This window comes from Mycolicibacterium sphagni (assembly GCF_002250655.1).
Lineage (GTDB): Bacteria > Actinomycetota > Actinomycetes > Mycobacteriales > Mycobacteriaceae > Mycobacterium > Mycobacterium sphagni.
Map to the genome: position 1 here is coordinate 94,827 of NZ_NOZR01000012.1, position 16,707 is coordinate 111,533.

Consider the following 16,707-nt stretch of genomic DNA (forward strand, 5'->3'; position numbering starts at 1 on the left):
GTTTGATGGAAAACATGCAGTCGATAAGCGAAGAGACGATCGCCCAACTGGACGGCTGGTGGCGCGCCGCCAACTACCTCTCCGTCGGTCAGATCTACCTGCTGGACAACCCGCTGCTACGAACTCCACTGTCCCGCGAAGACGTCAAGCCCAGACTGCTCGGCCACTGGGGCACGACCCCCGGGCTCAACTTCCTCTACGCACATCTCAACCGCGTCATCAAACAGCGTGAGCAGTCGACCATCTACGTCACCGGACCCGGCCACGGCGGTCCCGGTCTGGTGGCCAATGCCTACTTGGACGGCACCTACAGCGAGACCTACCCCGACATCACCCAGGACACCGAGGGTCTGCGCCGGTTGTTCCGCCAGTTCTCCTTCCCCGGCGGTATCCCCTCGCATGTCGCGCCGGAGACCCCAGGGTCGATCCACGAAGGCGGTGAACTCGGTTACGCGCTATCGCATGCCTACGGAGCGGCGTTCGACAATCCGGATCTGCTGGTGGTCGCGGTGGTCGGCGACGGAGAGGCCGAGACCGGTGCGCTGGCCACCAGTTGGCATTCCAACAAATTCCTCAACACCGCCAACGACGGTGTGGTGCTGCCGATCCTGCATCTCAACGGCTACAAAATCGCCAACCCCACAGTGCTGGCGCGCATCCCGGAAGACGAATTGCGCAGCCTGATGATCGGGTTGGGCCATCAGCCGTATTTCTTCGAGGTGCCCGACGACGGCTCGACCGATCACGCCGAGGCGCACCGCCGGTTCGCCGCCCTGCTCGACGAGGTGGTGGACCGGATCGCGGAGCTGAAGGCGCAACCCGACGCAGAGCGTCCGGCGTGGCCGATGATCGTGTTCCGCACCCCGAAGGGCTGGACCGGTCCGGCCTACATCGACGGCAAGAAGACCACCGGCTCCTGGCGGGCGCACCAGGTTCCGCTGGCCAGCGCCCGCGACACCCCCGAACATCTTCAGGTGCTGGCCGACTGGCTGGCCTCCTACCGGGCCGACGAATTGTTCGACGCCGACGGCAGGCTCGACCCGCACATCGCCGCGCTGGCACCGCACGGCCAGCTCCGGATGAGCGACAACCCGCACACCAACGGCGGACTTCTGCTCAAAGATCTGCGGCTGCCGGACTTCCGGAGCTTCGGCGTCGACGTGCCCGCCCCTGGGGCCACGATCGCCGAGGCCACCCGTGTGCTCGGGCAGTGGCTCACCGAGGTGATCCGGCTCAACCCGGACAACTTCCGGATCTTCGGGCCCGACGAAACCGCGTCCAACCGCCTGCAAGCCGTTTTCGACGTGACCGACAAACAATGGAATGCCGAGTACTTCAGCCCGGAAGTCGACGAGCATCTGGCCCGGGCCGGCCGGGTGATGGAGATGCTGTCCGAGCACCAGTGCCAAGGCTGGCTGGAGGGATACCTGCTGACCGGCCGGCACGGGTTGTTCAATTGCTACGAGGCCTTCATCCACATCATCGACTCGATGTTCAACCAGCACGCCAAGTGGCTGAAGGTCACCAATCACATCCCGTGGCGCCGCCCGGTAGCCAGCCTCAATTACCTTCTGTCCAGCCATGTTTGGCGTCAGGACCACAACGGCTTCAGCCATCAGGATCCCGGTTTCATCGACCACGTTGTCAACAAGCGCGCCGAGGTGGTGCGGGTGTATCTGCCGCCGGACGCCAACACGCTGCTGTCGACCTACGACCACTGCCTGCGTTCGCGCCAGTACGTCAACGTCGTCGTCGCCGGCAAACAGCCGCACCCCAACTTCCTCACTATGGAGCAGGCGATCGCCCACTGCACCCGCGGGTTGGGCATCTGGGAATGGGCCGGCAACGAGACGCTCGGCGAAGATCCCGACGTGGTGATCGCCGCCGCCGGCGACGTGCCCACCCTGGAGGCCCTGGCGGCCGCCGACCTGCTGAGCCGGCACCTACCCGAGCTGAAGGTGCGCTTCGTCAACGTCGTCGACCTGATGCGGCTACAGGACGCCACCGAGCATCCGCACGGCCTGTCCAACCGCGAGTTCGACATGATCTTCACCCGGGACAAGCCCGTGATCTTCGCCTACCACGGCTACCCCTGGCTGATTCACCGGCTGACCTACCGCCGCAGCAACGACAGCCGCATCCATGTCCGCGGCTACAAAGAAGAGGGCACCACCACCACGCCCTTCGACATGGTGATGCTCAACGATCTGGACCGCTTCCACCTCGTCATCGACGTATTGGATCGAGTCCCGAGCCTGGGTTCCACGTGCGCCACGCTGCGCCAGCAGATGGTCGACAAGCGTCTGGCCGCCCGGGAGTACACCAGGGCCTACGGTGACGACATCCCGGAGGTGCGCGACTGGGTGTGGCCGGACGCGCGCGGCGCAGCGGTAACTGGGTCCGTCGACGCCACCGCCTCGACCGGCGGGGACAACGAGTAGCGACTGAGCTGGCCATTTGCCAGTGACAGGTATGCTTGCCCAGTTATGTTCGAGCAGAGCGCGGTGCCCGCGCACCCCCATCCCGCGCTTACGCAGCTGGCTGCTCTGCACCACTTCCGCACCTACGTCGACATCGGCGTCGTGGTGGTCGTACTGGCCATGACCAACCTGCTCGCCCACTTCACCACCCCGTGGGCCAATATCGCAGTAGTGCCTGCCGCCGCCCTCGGATTGCTCGTGCTGGTGCGTTCGCGCGGATTGGGCTGGGCCGAACTCGGTCTGGGCCGCGAACATTTGAAGTCGGGCGCGCTGTACGCGCTCGGCGCGGTGCTGCTGGTGCTGACCGTCATCGCGGTGGGCGCGCTGCTGCCCTGGACCCGCCCGATGTTCCTGAACAACCACTACGCCACCCTCTCGGGTGCGCTGGTCGCGTCGATGGTCATCATCCCGCTGCAGACTGTCATTCCCGAGGAACTGGCATTCCGCGGTGTGCTGCACGGTGCGCTGGACCGCGCCTGGGGTTTTCGCGGGGTGGCCGCCGCCGGGTCGCTGCTCTTCGGTCTGTGGCATGTCGCCACCTCGTTGGGTTTGACCAGCAGCAACGTTGGCTTCACCCGGATCTTCGGTGGTGGCATGGAGGGCATGCTTGCCGGTGTGGTGATGGCGGTGCTGGCTACCGGGGCGGCTGGGTTCGTGTTCACCTGGCTGCGGCGGCGCAGCGGCAGCCTGATCGCGCCGATCGCCCTGCACTGGTCGCTCAACGGCCTCGGTGCTCTGGCCGCCGCGTTGGTCTGGCACCTGTCGACGTAAGTCAGTTCTCGCTTCTGCGCCGAGCCCGGAATTCCCGGTTCTTCAGCTTGTTGCCGCACGTGGCCATGTCGCACCAGGTCCCGCCGTGGTTGCGGGATCGGTCGTAGAACGCCCATCGGCAGTCCTCGTTGCCACAGGCCTTCAAATGCGCCCAGGTGCCGTCGCTCTGGGCGCCGGAGACCACCAGCAGCAGTGACAACAGCTTGCCTTGCAAGGAGTCGCTGTCGGCGGCCAACTGCACCATGCCATCGGCGCCCAGGCGCACCCGGACACCGGCGCTATCGGCGATCAGGGTCAACGGCTGCAGCTGAGCATCGGAGGGCAGCGGCCCGCCGGCGTTGTGCACCAGCATCGCGCGCAGCGCTTCCCGCACGTCGCGGATCCTGCGCAGGTCGTCGGGGGTGGGAACGCCGCCGGGCGGTAGCAGGCCCTGGGCGTGCAGCCACGGCTCGGCATGGGCCACGTTCGCCAGCCGGTCGGCACCGGACTCCAGATCGAGGGTGTTGACCAGCGCCTGGATCCGAGCAAGTGGCTCGGGGGCCGGCTTTCCCTCGGTGTCCCCGAGCCACTCCGCAGGTGCCTGCGTCATGGACCCCAGATTAGGAGCTCGTGACCGGTAAATCAACTTGACTGGTCATGCGTGACCAGAGTAGCGTTTTGGGTGGTCATAAGAGAGGGCAGCGACGCCCGCCTCGGAACAGGAAAAGCCCATGGGGCACAATCAGTTTCAGAATAACTTCAGCCAGGATAACTTCGGCGACATTAACACTCCGCTACCGGGTGAATTCGGCACCCCCGTGTCGGCGGATGTTCTCGAGGGCGCCACTCTCGCCGCCCGTCTGCGGGCCCGGCTCTTCGCCGGCCGTCTCGATCGCGACGTCGAAGCGGGCATCCTGCCGTTGCCGGGCAGCTCGCTGGCCGTTCACATGGCGCGGTTGACGTCGGTCGAGGAACGCGAAGCGCTCGCCCACACCCTGCGACTAGCACTCGACGAGGTGCGTTACGGCCGCCAGGGCATGTCCTCGCGCGTCCCGGTGCATCTGCAGCGACTGGCGAGCTGCCGCGGCGTGATCGATGACATCACGTTGCTGCTGCATTCGCCGCGCCCGGTGCGTGCTCGGGGCATGGCCAGGCTTCGCCTGCTGCTGTGCGACGGAAGCGGGCCGCTGTATCAGGGCGGCCGCGGTAGCCTCGCCGCGGAACTGCGCGGAATACTCGCCGCGCTGTAGGCCAACTCCGCCTGGGTGCTGTGCGCGGCGATCGCCCACAGCACCGCCCGGTCCTGTGCCTACCCAATCATTGACCCTGATCAATAGCGTGGCTTGCACTGCGGCACAACACTATCGGACACAGCCCAGCACAATCGGCACAAAAGGGCTGCCCGGAACACACCGAAACTTGGGTCCATCGAATCCCGATAGCAGTTGGCATGGTCCATGGGTGGATCGAGGCTTAGTTCGCAGGGTCGAACGTCAAGAGCGCCCATGGCAGATCGGCCTGGGCGGCCCAGTAGTTGTTGAAGAACCGCGCGACTTGGGGCGAATCGGGCGCGTCCAGTCCGCGAGGCGGCATCTCCCGCCGCTCGGCGGGCCTAGCGCTGCCAATGACGGCCTGCTCGAACCCGGCGGGTGTGTAGTAGTTCAGGATGTGGCAGACCGAATTGCCCGTCACTTTGAACGAGTGCACATGGTTTCGAGGGACATGGCCCAGCGACCCCGGCCCCAACACCAGCGTCTTGCCGCCAACCTCGACCGTCAATTCGCCTTCCATGACCCAGAACGACTCATCCGCGTGAGGATGAACGTGCGGCGGTGCGAATGCATCCTGCGGCATCCACTGCTCGATTAGTGAGTAGCGCCCCTGTGTCTGTTCTCCCGTGGCGTGAACGACCCACAAAATGTCGAGCAACCAGTAGGCCGTGGAGTCCTGCGGGGTTGAAATGAACGGATCAGAGGTGTGGATGGTTGTCATTGCGAACTTCTTTCTTCTGCTCTGGTTGGTAGCGAGGTCTATTCGAGGCGGCGATCTTCGGTACGGCCGCGACTGCGGCGCTGACCGGACGACGAGCATCCCCGCGGCCGCAAGGAGGGATCAGGCCGACACCTGTCAGGGGCCCCCATCCGGGCCGACCCTGGGCGAGCGCCACAGACGGAAAATGGCTGTGAGGCATGGTGGTGTGGACGGAATGGCGATTACCGACACGTCCGGGTTCGGAGTGAATGCTCCTGAAGTCCCGCAGCATGCGGCAGAACTCGTCCTGGACCGGCTGAGATTCCCAGCAATGGCGACGGTACACCGGTTGAGTGATTTGAGCAGATGTGCGGCTTTGGGACCAGGATTCGCTTCACGAAATCACCGATGAACTCGACCGTCATTCCAGTCAAACACCGAAACTCAAGTCCAACGAAAACCCGACATCAATCAGCATGGTCTATCGGTCTATCGGTCGATCGAGTCTAAGGCAGCAAAACTGCCGCACCCGCGATGCGGCCTTCGGCCAGGTCGGTCAAAGCCCGATCGGCTTGTCCGAGTGGATATTCCGGAGTTGTCACCTCGATGTGATGACGGCCGGCGAACGCCAGAAACTCCCGGGCGTCGGTGCGCGTGTTCGACGTCACCGACCGAACTTGGCGCTCCTGGAACAGATGCCGCTGATAGTTCAGAGCCGGAATGTCAGTGAGGTGTATGCCCGCGATCGCCAGCGTGCCACCGCGATCCAGTGCCTCCAGGGCGGGCAACACCAGGTCGCCGACCGGTGCGAACAGGATCGCCGCGTCAAGCTCGACCGGCGGCGGGTCGGCCGCCCCCTGCGCAGACGCCGCGCCCAGCCCGAGTGCGAGCTCACGGGCGTCGGCACCCCGGGTCATCACGTGGACCTCGGCGCCCTGTGCCAGTGCAACCTGGGCGGTGATGTGGGCGCTGCCACCGAATCCGTACAAGCCCAGGCGTCCCCCGGGTGGCAGTTCGGCGCGCAGCAGCGACCGGTAGCCGATGATCCCGGCGCACAGCAGCGGAGCCAGCTCGCTGTCGGTGTAGCCGTCGGGTAGCCGGTGCGCGAAAGCGGCTGGAACAGTGGTGAAGTCGGCGTATCCGCCGTCGGCGTCCCAGCCGGTGTAGAGCGAGTACGGGCACAGGTTCTCCGCCCCCCGCTGGCAGTAGTCGCACACCCCGCATGTGTGCCGCAACCAGGCGACGCCGACCCGATCCCCCACGGCGAACTCGTCGCCGGCATCCGGTCCCAGGGCGACGACCTCGCCCATCACTTCGTGACCGGGGGTCACGTGCGGGCGGTGCACATCCAGGTCGCCTTCGGTGACGTGAAGATCGGTGCGGCACACGCCGCATGCCCGCACCGCCACCAGCAATTCGCCCGATGCAGGCTGCGGAACCGGCGCGCGGGTGTCCAACTCCAACGGCTGGCTGCGCATCGGCCCCGGCCGGCGCACTCGCCAGGCGCGCATTGTGGTCGGTTCGGTCGCCATGTATCCATCGTGCAGCACCGGGCCAGGTATGGACTCCGAACTGGCCGACGTCGCGGTGCGCCCCGGCGGAGTGCCGCTTGCCGGCTAGGTCTTGCGGACCATCCCGACGATCCACAGCAGGATCACCGAGCCGAGGATGGCGGTGAACAGGGTGAACCACCACCCGCCCGCGGCGGTATCGAGGAAGAAGCTCAGCAGGAAACCGCCGACCAGCGCGCCGATCACCCCGATGACGATGTTCATCAGGATGCCGGAGCCACCGCCCTTGACGATCTTGCCGGCGATCCAGCCCGCCAGTGCGCCGATGATGATGTAGCCGATCCAGCCGACGCTGGTCAGCGTTGACGAACGGGCGAGAAATTCAGTTGCTGCCAGGATGTCCATGACGGTCTCCTTAGGATCGCTGGCCAGCGCCAATGCTGACCGCTATCCCTTTGGTATACCGCCGTCAGGTCACGATTGCCCGGTAGATACGGCCACGATCACCTATTGACCGGGTGTCATCCCGGGAACGGGTGTCTGAACCGGGACTGGAACACCGAGCGGAATCCGGCCACCCGCCGCCGGTGGCGGCGCGTCAGCAGGCGGCGGAGCGTTCGGATCCGGTGGTGGCGGCTCCGGTGGCGGCGGCGGCGAGTAGGGCCGGATCGACTCGGCCAGTGCCTTGGCGGCCGCCGGATCGATCGGATCCTTGGCAGTGCCGAGCCAGACCACGAACCAGCGCTGGTTGCGTTGGTCCTTAGGTGCGTTGGGCACCGCGGTACCGACCACACCGGCCCAGATCTGACCGTTGGGCTTCGTGGTGTCGGTGAACTTCACCTCGTAGGACGAGAAGAAGCCCGGCATGTCAGCGGCCTGCAGCGGTCCGCTCTGCTGGTTGATTCGGACCCCGGGGAACGGCATGAAGAACTCGCCCATATCCGAGGCCAGCCGGATCGCGGCCTTGCTGTTGTCCTGCTCGGCGCCCGCGAACAGCTTCAGGTCCAGTCGGCCGAGGATGACGCTGGCATCGTTGGCGGTCACGGCCGGCTGGCCGTTTTCGGGCGGGGCGGCCTGCTTGCTCAGGAGCGCCTGGCCGTAATTCAGGCGCGACGCATCGGACACAATCCAGCCGGCGGGAAGCAGGTAGCTGAACCCGCCTGCCGTATTCGGGACGCGGCCGGGCTCCAGCGGTGGCGGGGGCGGCGGCGCATTCGGGTCGACCGGCGGGGCGTTGGGATCTGCCGGCGGCGGCGGCGGTGCGTTCGGATCCACCGGAGCCGGCGGGACGGCCGTGGCCGTAGGTGCGGCCGGCGGTGCGGCAGGAACGGCGGGGGCCGCCGTCGTGGGTGTCGGCGTCGCGGGATCCGCGACGGCCGACGTCGACGGCAGGGCAATCGTGACGGCGCTGGCGGCGGTCACCGCGGTGACCGTAAACGCCGTCCACAGGCCCGGGCGCCGCGAAATCGGATCCGGCTGCGTCATGGCGATGAACCTACCGTGTTACAGCCGTGACGCAAGTGTGGCCTGCTCACGATGTTGCGCGCCGCGCCGCCGCGTGCAGCACGATCTCCTGCGCCTTGACCGTGAACCACACCTCGTCGCCGGCGGCCAGCCGCAGGTTCGCCGCCGACTCCGCGGTGATGTCGGCGGCGAGCCCGGGTGCGCCGTCGGATTGCTCCTCCGCGCGCACCCGCACTCGCGAACCATCGGCGTCCAACTCCGCGACGCGGACCTGGACGCTGTTGCGCGGGCTGCCGTGCGGCAACTCCCGGTACACCGCGACCGCCGCGGGCGAAAACACCGCCACCAGCTCGTCGTCGGCGGGCGCGTCCGCGGCCGGTATGCCGTGCCAGAGTGTGCCATCAGCGGCCCGCAGCGCCTCCCGCCCGTCGCGAACCCCGCGCACCACGTTCACGCCCGCGATGCGGGCGCCGAACATGCTGCGCGGCGCGGCCAGCACGTCGCGGACCGGGCCGATCTCGGCCACGCCGCCGCTTTCGATCACCATCACCCGGTCGGCCAGCGTCAGGACGTCGAGCAGGTCGTGGGTGATCAGTACGGTCGCGCGGCCCTCAGCCGCGGTCACCCGCCGCAGCAGCGCTCGCACCGAAGCCGCGACCGCGACGTCCAGCCCGGCCAACGGTTCGTCGAGCAACAGCACTTCCGGTTCGGCGGCCAGCGCCCGTGCGATCGCAACGCGCTGAGCCTGCCCGCCGGACAGCTGGCCCGGTTTGCGTTCGCCGAACTCGGCGAGCCCGACTTCGCCCAGCCACGTCGTGGCGCTGCGCCGGGCGACTGCGCGGCCCGCGCCCCGACTGCGCGGCGCGAATTCGACATTGGCCTGCACGCTCAGGTGCGGGAACAGCAGCGGATCCTGAAGTAGTAGGCCGACTCGACGGTCATGGGTGGCCACCTGCGTGCCCGCCGCGGTGTCGGTGAGCGTCCTGCCTCCGACGCGCACCACGCCGGAATCGGGTTGCAGCAGGCCGGCGATCACGTGCAGCGTGGTCGACTTCCCCGCGCCGTTGGGGCCCAGGATCGCCAGCACCTCCCCGGCCGCAACCTCGAAGGCCACCTCGAATGCACGCTCGGCAACCGCGGCCGAGAACTGCAACTCAGCCACCGGCGCTCACCCGCCGGTCCAGCCGGACAGCCGTCGTGCCCCGAGCCCTAGGACCACCACCGCGGCCACGACGACGAGCAGAATCGATAGCGCGACCGCTGCGTCGGGGTCGCTCTCGCGCTGCAGGTAGATCTCCAGCGGCAGCGTCCTGGTGACGCCTTGCCGCGACCCGGCGAAGGTCAGCGTGGCGCCGAACTCCCCCAGTGACCGTGCGAAGGCCAGCACGGATCCCGACACCAGACCGGGCGTCAGGAGCGGCAGGGTGACCCGCCACCACACCGTTGCCGGTTTTGCCCCCAGTGTGGCCGCTACGACGTCGTAGTCGGCCCCGGCAGTGCGGGCCGCTCCCTCCAGCGCGATCACCAAGAACGGCAGCGAGACGAACGTCTGCGCCAGCACCACCGCGGTCGTGGTGAATGCGATGCGGATGCCGGCGGCCTCCAGGTAGCTACCGAGCAACCCCAGTCGGCCGAACGCGTACAGCAGCGCGATACCGCCGACGACCGGCGGCAATACCAGCGGCAGCAAGATCAGCGGGCGCAGCGCACGCACGACCCGCCCGTCGCTGCGCGCCAGCACCAACGCCATCGGGACGCCCAGGACCAGGCAGAATGTCGTGCTCGCGGCCGCGGTGCGCAGGCTCAGCAGCAGGGCGGCCTGCGACGGTGTGCTGGTTACCAGCGACCAGAAATGAGTCCAGTCCACCCTGACCGCCATCGCGACCAGAGGCAGGACCACGAACGCCGCACCGAGGACGGCCGGGACGTACACCCAGCGAGGCAGCGGCGGCTGCGTCCGGTGTGCGCCGCTGCGTCTCACCCGTCACACCCTAGGGCTCGGCGACACGCCGTGTCCGGATCGTGTCGCGATCACATTGGCCGAATTAGCTACCGTCCAGTAACATTTCTCTGCAATCGACACCACTGCGCGGGGCAACGAGGTCCACGGCGCGGCACGAGGAGGTCAAAGGCGATGGACGTGCTGGTCACTGGTGCTGATACGGAATTGGGTCGCACGATCGCGGAAGGCTTCCGCGACGCCGGCCACAAGGTCGTCATCAGCGGCGCCCGACGCGACGACCTCGAGGTGGCTGCCAAGGAACTCGACGTCGACGCCATCGTGTGTGACACCACCGACCCGGCCGCGCTGGCCGAGGCGCGCACCCTGTTTCCCCATCACCTGGACACCATCGTCCACGTCCCCGCCCCCGCGTGGGTCGGTGGCGATCCCCGCACCTACACGCTCGCCGATACCGCCAAGGCGTGGCGCACCGCGCTGGATGCCACCGTGCTCTCGGCGGTGCTGCTGGTGCAGAACATCGGCGACCACCTGCGTTCCGGCGGCTCCATCATCACAGTGGTCCCCGACCATCCGCGCGACGGCGGCGCCGACGCCGCGGTCAAGGCCGCGGTAGCGAATTGGACTGCGGGACAAGCGGATTACTTCGGAACCCGCGGCATCACTGTCAACACGGTGGCCTGCGGACGCAGCGCGGAGCCGTCCTACGACGGGCTGTCCACCACTCCGCCGTCGGTGGCCGCGGAGATCGCCCGCCTGTCACTGTTCCTGGCCACGCCCGCTGCGCGGCACATCACCGGCCAGACCGTGCACGTCGGCCGGGGCGCCCTGGCCAACTTCGGCTGACAAGTCGCGGAGCCGAAAGGTCGGCGACCGACGCTGATAACTCAACGTTCGCCGACGCGGAATCCGGCGAGGATTAATGTCGGTCGGGTGACCATTCGACTCGCGCTTCAGATCCCGAACTTTTCCTACGGCACCGGTGTCCCGGAGCTGTTCCCGACGGTTATCGCGCAGGCTCAGGAGGCCGAGGCGGCGGGATTCGATTCGGTGTTCGTGATGGATCACTTCTATCAACTGCCCGGGCTGGGTGCGCCCGAGGAGCCGATGCTCGAGGCCTACACGGCGCTGGGTGCGTTGGCGACGGCGACCGAGCGGGTGCAGTTGGGCACGCTGGTCACCGGCAATTCCTATCGCAATCCGACGCTGCTGGCCAAGGCGATCACCACGCTGGACGTGGTCAGCCAGGGCCGGGCCATCCTGGGTATCGGGACCGGCTGGTTCGAGCTGGAGCACGACTCGCTGGGCTACGAGTTCGGCACGTTCACCGACCGGTTCAACAAGCTCGACGAGGCGCTGGCGATCATCCTGCCGATGCTGCGCGGCGAGCGCGTCAGCGTCGAGGGCACCTACTACCGCACCAACGAAGCTTTCGCCAATCCCCGTTTCCGCGACCACATCCCGCTGATGATCGGCGGCACCGGCGAGAAGAAGACCATCCCGCTGGCCGCCCGCCATTTCGACCACCTCAACCTGGTGTGCGGATTCGACGAGCTCGCCCGCAAGGTTCAGGTGGTCAAGGAGCGTTGCGAGGACATCGGCCGCGACCCGAGCACACTGGAGACCAGCATGCTCGTGTTCGCGATCATCGACGAGAACGTCACGGAAGATTTCATCCCGGCCGACGTCAAGCAGCGCGCGGTCTTCGGCAGCCCCGAGCAGATCACCGAGCAGATCAAAACCAAGATCCTCGACGCCGGCGTGGACGGGGTTGTCCTCAGTCCTGTCACTAACCTGGACGGGTACCACCCAGGCCGGGCCACTGCGCTGGCCGAGGTTCTACGCCCAGTCCTCGGGGTATAGCCGCCGGGGTGGCCCACATCACCTGATCCGCCCGGGGACTGACGCGAAGTCTTTCCGTCTTGCGGCTACCGTAGTAGTTGTCCTGTGCATGTCGTTGAGGAGCAGAAATGACCCACCCCGGTGCCACTCCATCGGATAAGCACAAGGTCGTCGTCATCGGTTCGGGATTCGGCGGCCTGAATGCCGCGCAGAAGCTCAAGCGAGCCGACGTCGACATCAAGCTCATCGCCAAGACCACCCACCACCTGTTCCAGCCGCTGCTGTACCAAGTGGCGACCGGCATCATCTCCGAGGGCGAGATCGCCCCGCCCACCCGCGTCATCCTGCGCAAGCAGGATAACTGCCAGGTGCTGCTCGGTGAGGTCACCAACATCGATCTGGCGAGCAAGACCGTCGACTCGATCCTGTTGGGCCACACCTACCGGACGCCCTACGACACCTTGATCGTCGCTGCGGGTGCCGGGCAGTCGTACTTCGGCAACGACCAGTTCGCCGAGTGGGCCCCCGGCATGAAGACCATCGACGACGCACTCGAACTACGCGGCCGCATCCTCGGTGCGTTCGAGCAGGCGGAGCGGTCCAGCGATCCGGTCCGACGCGAGAAGCTGCTGACCTTCGTCGTCGTCGGCGCCGGCCCCACCGGTGTCGAAATGGCCGGGCAGATCGCCGAACTCGCCGACCACACTCTGCGGGGCGCGTTCCGCCACATCGACTCCACACGAGCCCGGGTGATCCTGCTCGACGCCGCGCCGGCTGTGCTGCCGCCCATGGGCGAGAAGCTCGGCAAGAAGGCGCAGGACCGGCTGGAGAAGCTGGGCGTCGAGATCCAGCTCAACGCGATGGTCACCGATGTCGACCGCAACGGGATCACCGTCAAGCGCCCCGACGGCACTATCGACCGCATCGAGTGCGCCACCAAGGTGTGGTCGGCCGGTGTGTCGGCCAGCCCGCTGGGCAAGATCATCGCCGACCAATCCGACGCTGAGATCGACCGGGCCGGGCGGGTCAAGGTGCTGCCCGATCTGTCGATCCCCGGCCACCCGGACGTGTTCGTGGTCGGCGACATGGCGTTCGTCGACGGTGTGCCTGGGATGGCGCAGGGCGCCATTCAGGGCGCCAAGTACGTCGCCAACGTGATCAAGTCGGAGCTCAAGGGCGCCGACCCGGCCGCCCGCGAACCGTTCAGCTACTTCGACAAGGGCTCGATGGCGACGGTGTCGCGGTTCAGTGCCGTGGCCAAGATCGGCAAGATCGAGTTCGCCGGGTTCTTCGCCTGGTTGGCCTGGCTATTCCTGCACTTGGTCTACCTGGTCGGGTTCCGCACCAAGATCGCCACAATGCTGTCGTGGATCACGACTTTCCTGGGGCGTGGGCGCGGCCAGCTGACGATCACCGAGCAGCAGGCCTATGCGCGCACCACGATCGAGCAACTCCAAGCAACCGTCGAGGACGAGAAAGCTGCGTCCTGACGCCGCCGGTTGAACTGGGAATTGGCCGTGAGCGGACCCGAATGCACGGCGGTCTCCCGCGCTCTGCCCTAGCATTATCGACGAAGACAGTTCGACGACAAGGGGGCCCGATGACATCCAATCGTTCTGTGCGTCGCGCAGCTGCGGCAGCGTTCGGCGCCGGCGCGGTGTTGCTCAGCGTGGCAGGCTCAGCTGGGTTGGTCTTGGCCGGCCCGGCCGCGGCCGACCCGCCGCCCAACTGCACCACCGCGGACATGACCGGCGTGATGGCCGGCGTGTCGGCGGCGATGTCGAACTACCTGTTCACGCACCCAGATGTCAACGCGTTCTTCACCGGTCTGGAGGGCCTGCCCAAGGCTCAGATCAAGACTCAGACGCAACAGTATCTGGACGCCAACCCGCAGATTCGCGCCGAACTGGATGGCGTCCGCCAGCCGTCGACCGACTTCCGCGCCCGCTGCGGCCTGCCGCAGCGCCCGATCGCCCCCGGAGTGGTCTAACCCGCTCTCGGCGCGGCCCCATGATGTTGGGGCGCCGCGCCCTAAGGTGGTCGTCGTGGTCGTGAAGCCCGACGAGATCGTCTACCGCGTGCTGCAACGGCTGCCTACCCGCATGCTGTCGCTGCGCACCATCGTGATCGTTGCGGCGCTGTCCGTCGTGATCCTGGTGCTCACCCTGGGCACCTGGGTGTGGGTCGGCGTCACCAACGACCAGTACAGCCAGCTGGACCGTCGGCTGGATTCGGTCAGCAGCCTGGGTGATTTCAGCGCACTGTTGACCACGTCCGGCCCCAGTAGCGTCAGCTCGCCCACGCCCGACGGGAACCTGGTGCGCACCATCCGGGTCGGGGCCATGACGGTGTCGGTGCCTTCCGAGGTGGTGCTGCCGGCCCTGGGTAACGGCTACGCCAATACCGCCATCGACGGCGTCGAATACCGGGTGCGCACGTTCGGGGTCGGCGGGGCCACCATCGCGCTTGGCGCGCCGCTGGCCGAGACCCAGCGCCGAATCGCCGAACTGCACCTGCGCGTGCTGCTGATCTGCGCGGGGGTGATCGCCGGCACCATCGTGGTGGGCTGGCTGATCTCGCTGATCATGATCAATCCGTTCCGAGTGCTGGCCCAGCAGGCCCGTGCGATCAACGCCCAGTCCAACCCCGATGAGGTACAGGTCCGCGGTGTCAAGGAGGCGGTGGAGATCGCCGAGGCCGTCGAGGGCATGCTGGCCCGCATCGGCGACGAGCAGGCCCGCACCAAGGCCGCCCTGGAGTCGGCCAGGGACTTCGCCGCCGTCGCCTCCCACGAGCTGCGCACTCCGCTGACCGCCATGCGCACCAACCTCGAGGTGCTCTCCACCCTGGACCTGGCGCCCGAGCAGCGCACCGAGGTGATCGGTGACGTGATCCGCACCCAGAGCCGCATCGAGGCCACCCTGACCGCGCTGGAACGCCTGGCTCAGGGCGAGCTGACCACGGCCGACGATTTCGTGCCGTTCGACGTCACCGAACTGCTCGACCGCGCCGCCCATGACGCCGAACGTATCTACCGCGACCTCAAGGTGTCGCTGGTGCCCTCACCGGCGGTGCTCATGGTGGGGCTGCCGGTCGGGCTGCGGCTGGTCATCGACAACGCGATCGCCAACGCCGTCAAGCACGGTGCTGCCACCGAGGTTCAGCTGTCGGTGTCCAGTTCGGCCGACGGGGTGCAGATCACGGTCGACGACAACGGCAGCGGCGTGCCCGAAGAAGAGCGGGCCGCGGTATTCGAACGGTTCTCCCGCGGTTCCACCGCATCCCGGTCCGGGTCCGGCCTCGGGCTGGCACTGGTTGCTCAGCAGGCCGAATTGCACGGCGGCACAGCCTTTTTAGCCACCAGTCCGCTGGGCGGAGCGCGGTTGGTGCTCAACCTGGCCGGCCCGCACGATTAGAGCCGGGCGCCCTGCCAGGTCGACAGGCTGCCACCGGCGGCCAGCGCCAGTGTGATCCCGGCGGCATCAGCGGCCGGCTCGGGATAGCGCAGCTCGCTCACGCAGGCCAGCGGGGTGCCCAGAGCATCGTCGGCCACCGCTCCTTGTCCCAGCTCGACCCGGTGCCGCAGCAACGGCGCGCCAGCCACGTCGGCGTGCAAGGCGCCACTCCAAAAGCCTTCGCGCTCATCGGTTCTCCCGATCTGCACGCGTTCGCGGATCCGCAACCGCCCGGACTCAGCCAGGTGCACCCGCAGTTCGCTGAAGTGCCTGGCAGTGGCGGCGACGATGGTCGGCTCGGGATCGACGTCGAGCTCACCGGCGGCCTCGATGTGCCAGCATGCCCATGACTGGGTGGTTCCCGCTCCGGGCAACGCAACGGTGGCCGCCGCACTGCGCAGGCGCAACCGGGCGCCGGGCTCCACGATCAGCCGGATCGCGATGGTGTCCCCGCCCAGCGGTGTGGCCGCCGCCGACACCAGATGCACGGTGTCGGGTTCGGTCTGCCGGGCGGCCAGGGCGCCGCGGCACTCGATGCGGGGCAGCCGCCCTGGTATTGCCACGACCAGCACGTCGGAACGCATTGCGGCTCAACCCGGCTGGTTGACGCGCAGCTGGTCGCGCACCCACGACAAGACCGGGGACGCGGCCGGATCCTCGGTCAGTGAGATCAGCACCGTCGGGCGGCCTTCCCGCACCTTGGCAGCGTCGCGGCGCATCACGTCCAGGTCGGCGCCGACCAGCGGAGCCAGGTCGGTCTTGTTGACCACCAATAGGTCTGAGAACGTCACCCCCGGCCCGCCCTTGCGTGGCACCTTGTCGCCGCCCGCCACGTCGACGACGAAGATCTGCACGTCGATGAGCCCGGAGGAGAACGTCGCGGTCAGGTTGTCGCCGCCGGATTCGACCAGGATCAGGTCCAGATCGTCGTGGCCCGCCATCAGGTCGTCGATGGCGTCCAGGTTGGCGGTGATGTCGTCGCGGATGGCGGTGTGTGGGCAGCCGCCGGTTTGCACGGCGGCGATTCGGTCGTCGGGCAGAACCGCGTGCCGGCGCAGGAAGTCGGCATCCTCGGTGGTGTAGATGTCATTGGTCAGCACCGCCAGCGACAGCTCGTCACGCAGCTGGCGGCACAGCGCGGCCACCAATGCGGTCTTGCCCGACCCGACCGGTCCGCCGATCCCTATCCGCAGCGGCTCCCCTGGCTGGCGGGTCCGCTTGGGCCGGTCGGTGTGATTGTGCGGTTGGCCGTCTATGAAATGTGGTGGCATGCA

The 16,707-nt window shown here is 67.4% G+C and carries 17 protein-coding genes; 8 read left to right on the forward strand and 9 right to left on the reverse strand.

What is annotated here, in order from left to right; translation table 11 throughout:
* Positions 1-5: 5 nt before the first annotated feature.
* Both CG716_RS15730 and CG716_RS15735 read left to right on the forward strand, forming a co-directional pair.
* The gene (locus CG716_RS15730; protein WP_165774166.1) at positions 6-2,441 is read left to right on the forward strand and encodes a phosphoketolase family protein; all 2,436 of its coding nucleotides are present in this window, start codon (positions 6-8) and stop codon (positions 2,439-2,441) included.
* Between the two features lie 45 nt (positions 2,442-2,486).
* Positions 2,487-3,251, forward strand: coding sequence for a CPBP family intramembrane glutamic endopeptidase (locus tag CG716_RS15735; RefSeq protein ID WP_094481167.1), 765 nt, complete (start codon positions 2,487-2,489; stop codon positions 3,249-3,251).
* Position 3,252: 1 nt separating this feature from the next.
* Here the strand turns inward: CG716_RS15735 and CG716_RS15740 are convergent, their stop codons facing one another.
* A complete protein-coding gene (locus CG716_RS15740; RefSeq protein WP_094481169.1) occupies positions 3,253-3,840 on the reverse strand; it encodes a CGNR zinc finger domain-containing protein in 588 nt (195 codons plus the stop codon).
* A 121-nt stretch (positions 3,841-3,961) separates the two neighbouring features.
* Here CG716_RS15740 and CG716_RS15745 point away from each other — a divergent pair, with 121 nt between their 5' ends.
* On the forward strand, positions 3,962-4,480 hold the full coding sequence (locus CG716_RS15745; protein WP_094481171.1) for a hypothetical protein: 519 nt from the start codon (positions 3,962-3,964) through the stop codon (positions 4,478-4,480).
* Positions 4,481-4,703: 223 nt separating this feature from the next.
* Here the strand turns inward: CG716_RS15745 and CG716_RS15750 are convergent, their stop codons facing one another.
* From CG716_RS15750 to CG716_RS15775, 6 genes are all read right to left on the reverse strand, one after another.
* On the reverse strand, positions 4,704-5,222 hold the full coding sequence (locus CG716_RS15750) for a cupin domain-containing protein (RefSeq protein WP_165774167.1): 519 nt from the start codon (positions 5,220-5,222) through the stop codon (positions 4,704-4,706).
* 485 nt (positions 5,223-5,707) lie between these two features.
* On the reverse strand, positions 5,708-6,733 hold the full coding sequence (locus CG716_RS15755) for a zinc-binding alcohol dehydrogenase family protein (RefSeq protein WP_094481175.1): 1,026 nt from the start codon (positions 6,731-6,733) through the stop codon (positions 5,708-5,710).
* An 84-nt stretch (positions 6,734-6,817) separates the two neighbouring features.
* Positions 6,818-7,117 carry a GlsB/YeaQ/YmgE family stress response membrane protein gene (locus CG716_RS15760; RefSeq protein ID WP_094481177.1) on the reverse strand — a complete coding sequence of 100 codons (300 nt, stop codon included), beginning with the start codon at positions 7,115-7,117 and terminating at the stop codon, positions 6,818-6,820.
* 102 nt (positions 7,118-7,219) lie between these two features.
* The gene (locus CG716_RS15765; RefSeq protein ID WP_094481179.1) at positions 7,220-8,197 is read right to left on the reverse strand and encodes an APA family fibronectin-binding glycoprotein; all 978 of its coding nucleotides are present in this window, start codon (positions 8,195-8,197) and stop codon (positions 7,220-7,222) included.
* A gap of 46 nt (positions 8,198-8,243) precedes the next feature.
* The gene (locus CG716_RS15770; RefSeq protein WP_094481181.1) at positions 8,244-9,338 is read right to left on the reverse strand and encodes a sulfate/molybdate ABC transporter ATP-binding protein; all 1,095 of its coding nucleotides are present in this window, start codon (positions 9,336-9,338) and stop codon (positions 8,244-8,246) included.
* Between the two features lie 6 nt (positions 9,339-9,344).
* Positions 9,345-10,157: an ABC transporter permease gene (locus CG716_RS15775; protein WP_094481183.1), complete on the reverse strand. Its 813-nt coding sequence runs from the start codon at positions 10,155-10,157 to the stop codon at positions 9,345-9,347.
* 153 nt (positions 10,158-10,310) lie between these two features.
* Between CG716_RS15775 and CG716_RS15780 the strand changes: the two genes are divergently transcribed.
* The 5 genes from CG716_RS15780 (at position 10,311) to CG716_RS15800 (ending at position 15,394) form a co-directional block, all read left to right on the forward strand.
* Positions 10,311-10,982 (forward strand): SDR family oxidoreductase, encoded by a 672-nt coding sequence (locus CG716_RS15780; protein WP_094481185.1) that lies wholly within the window; start codon positions 10,311-10,313, stop codon positions 10,980-10,982.
* An 87-nt stretch (positions 10,983-11,069) separates the two neighbouring features.
* On the forward strand, positions 11,070-11,999 hold the full coding sequence (locus CG716_RS15785; protein WP_094481187.1) for an LLM class F420-dependent oxidoreductase: 930 nt from the start codon (positions 11,070-11,072) through the stop codon (positions 11,997-11,999).
* 107 nt (positions 12,000-12,106) lie between these two features.
* A complete protein-coding gene (locus tag CG716_RS15790) occupies positions 12,107-13,468 on the forward strand; it encodes a type II NADH:quinone oxidoreductase Ndh (protein ID WP_094481189.1) in 1,362 nt (453 codons plus the stop codon).
* A gap of 110 nt (positions 13,469-13,578) precedes the next feature.
* Positions 13,579-13,968 carry a heme-binding protein gene (locus CG716_RS15795; protein ID WP_094481191.1) on the forward strand — a complete coding sequence of 130 codons (390 nt, stop codon included), beginning with the start codon at positions 13,579-13,581 and terminating at the stop codon, positions 13,966-13,968.
* 112 nt (positions 13,969-14,080) lie between these two features.
* On the forward strand, positions 14,081-15,394 hold the full coding sequence (locus tag CG716_RS15800; protein ID WP_094481291.1) for a sensor histidine kinase: 1,314 nt from the start codon (positions 14,081-14,083) through the stop codon (positions 15,392-15,394).
* Here CG716_RS15800 and CG716_RS15805 read toward each other — a convergent pair.
* Both CG716_RS15805 and ureG read right to left on the reverse strand, forming a co-directional pair.
* Complete coding sequence (locus CG716_RS15805; protein WP_094481193.1) at positions 15,391-16,017, reverse strand: urease accessory protein UreD; 627 nt, start codon at positions 16,015-16,017, stop codon at positions 15,391-15,393. The two genes, CG716_RS15800 and CG716_RS15805, sit on opposite strands and share 4 nt — an antisense overlap.
* Before the next feature lie 6 nt (positions 16,018-16,023).
* Positions 16,024-16,704, reverse strand: a complete 681-nt coding sequence (gene ureG, locus CG716_RS15810) for an urease accessory protein UreG (RefSeq protein WP_094481195.1) — start codon at positions 16,702-16,704, stop codon at positions 16,024-16,026.
* Positions 16,705-16,707: the final 3 nt, after the last annotated feature.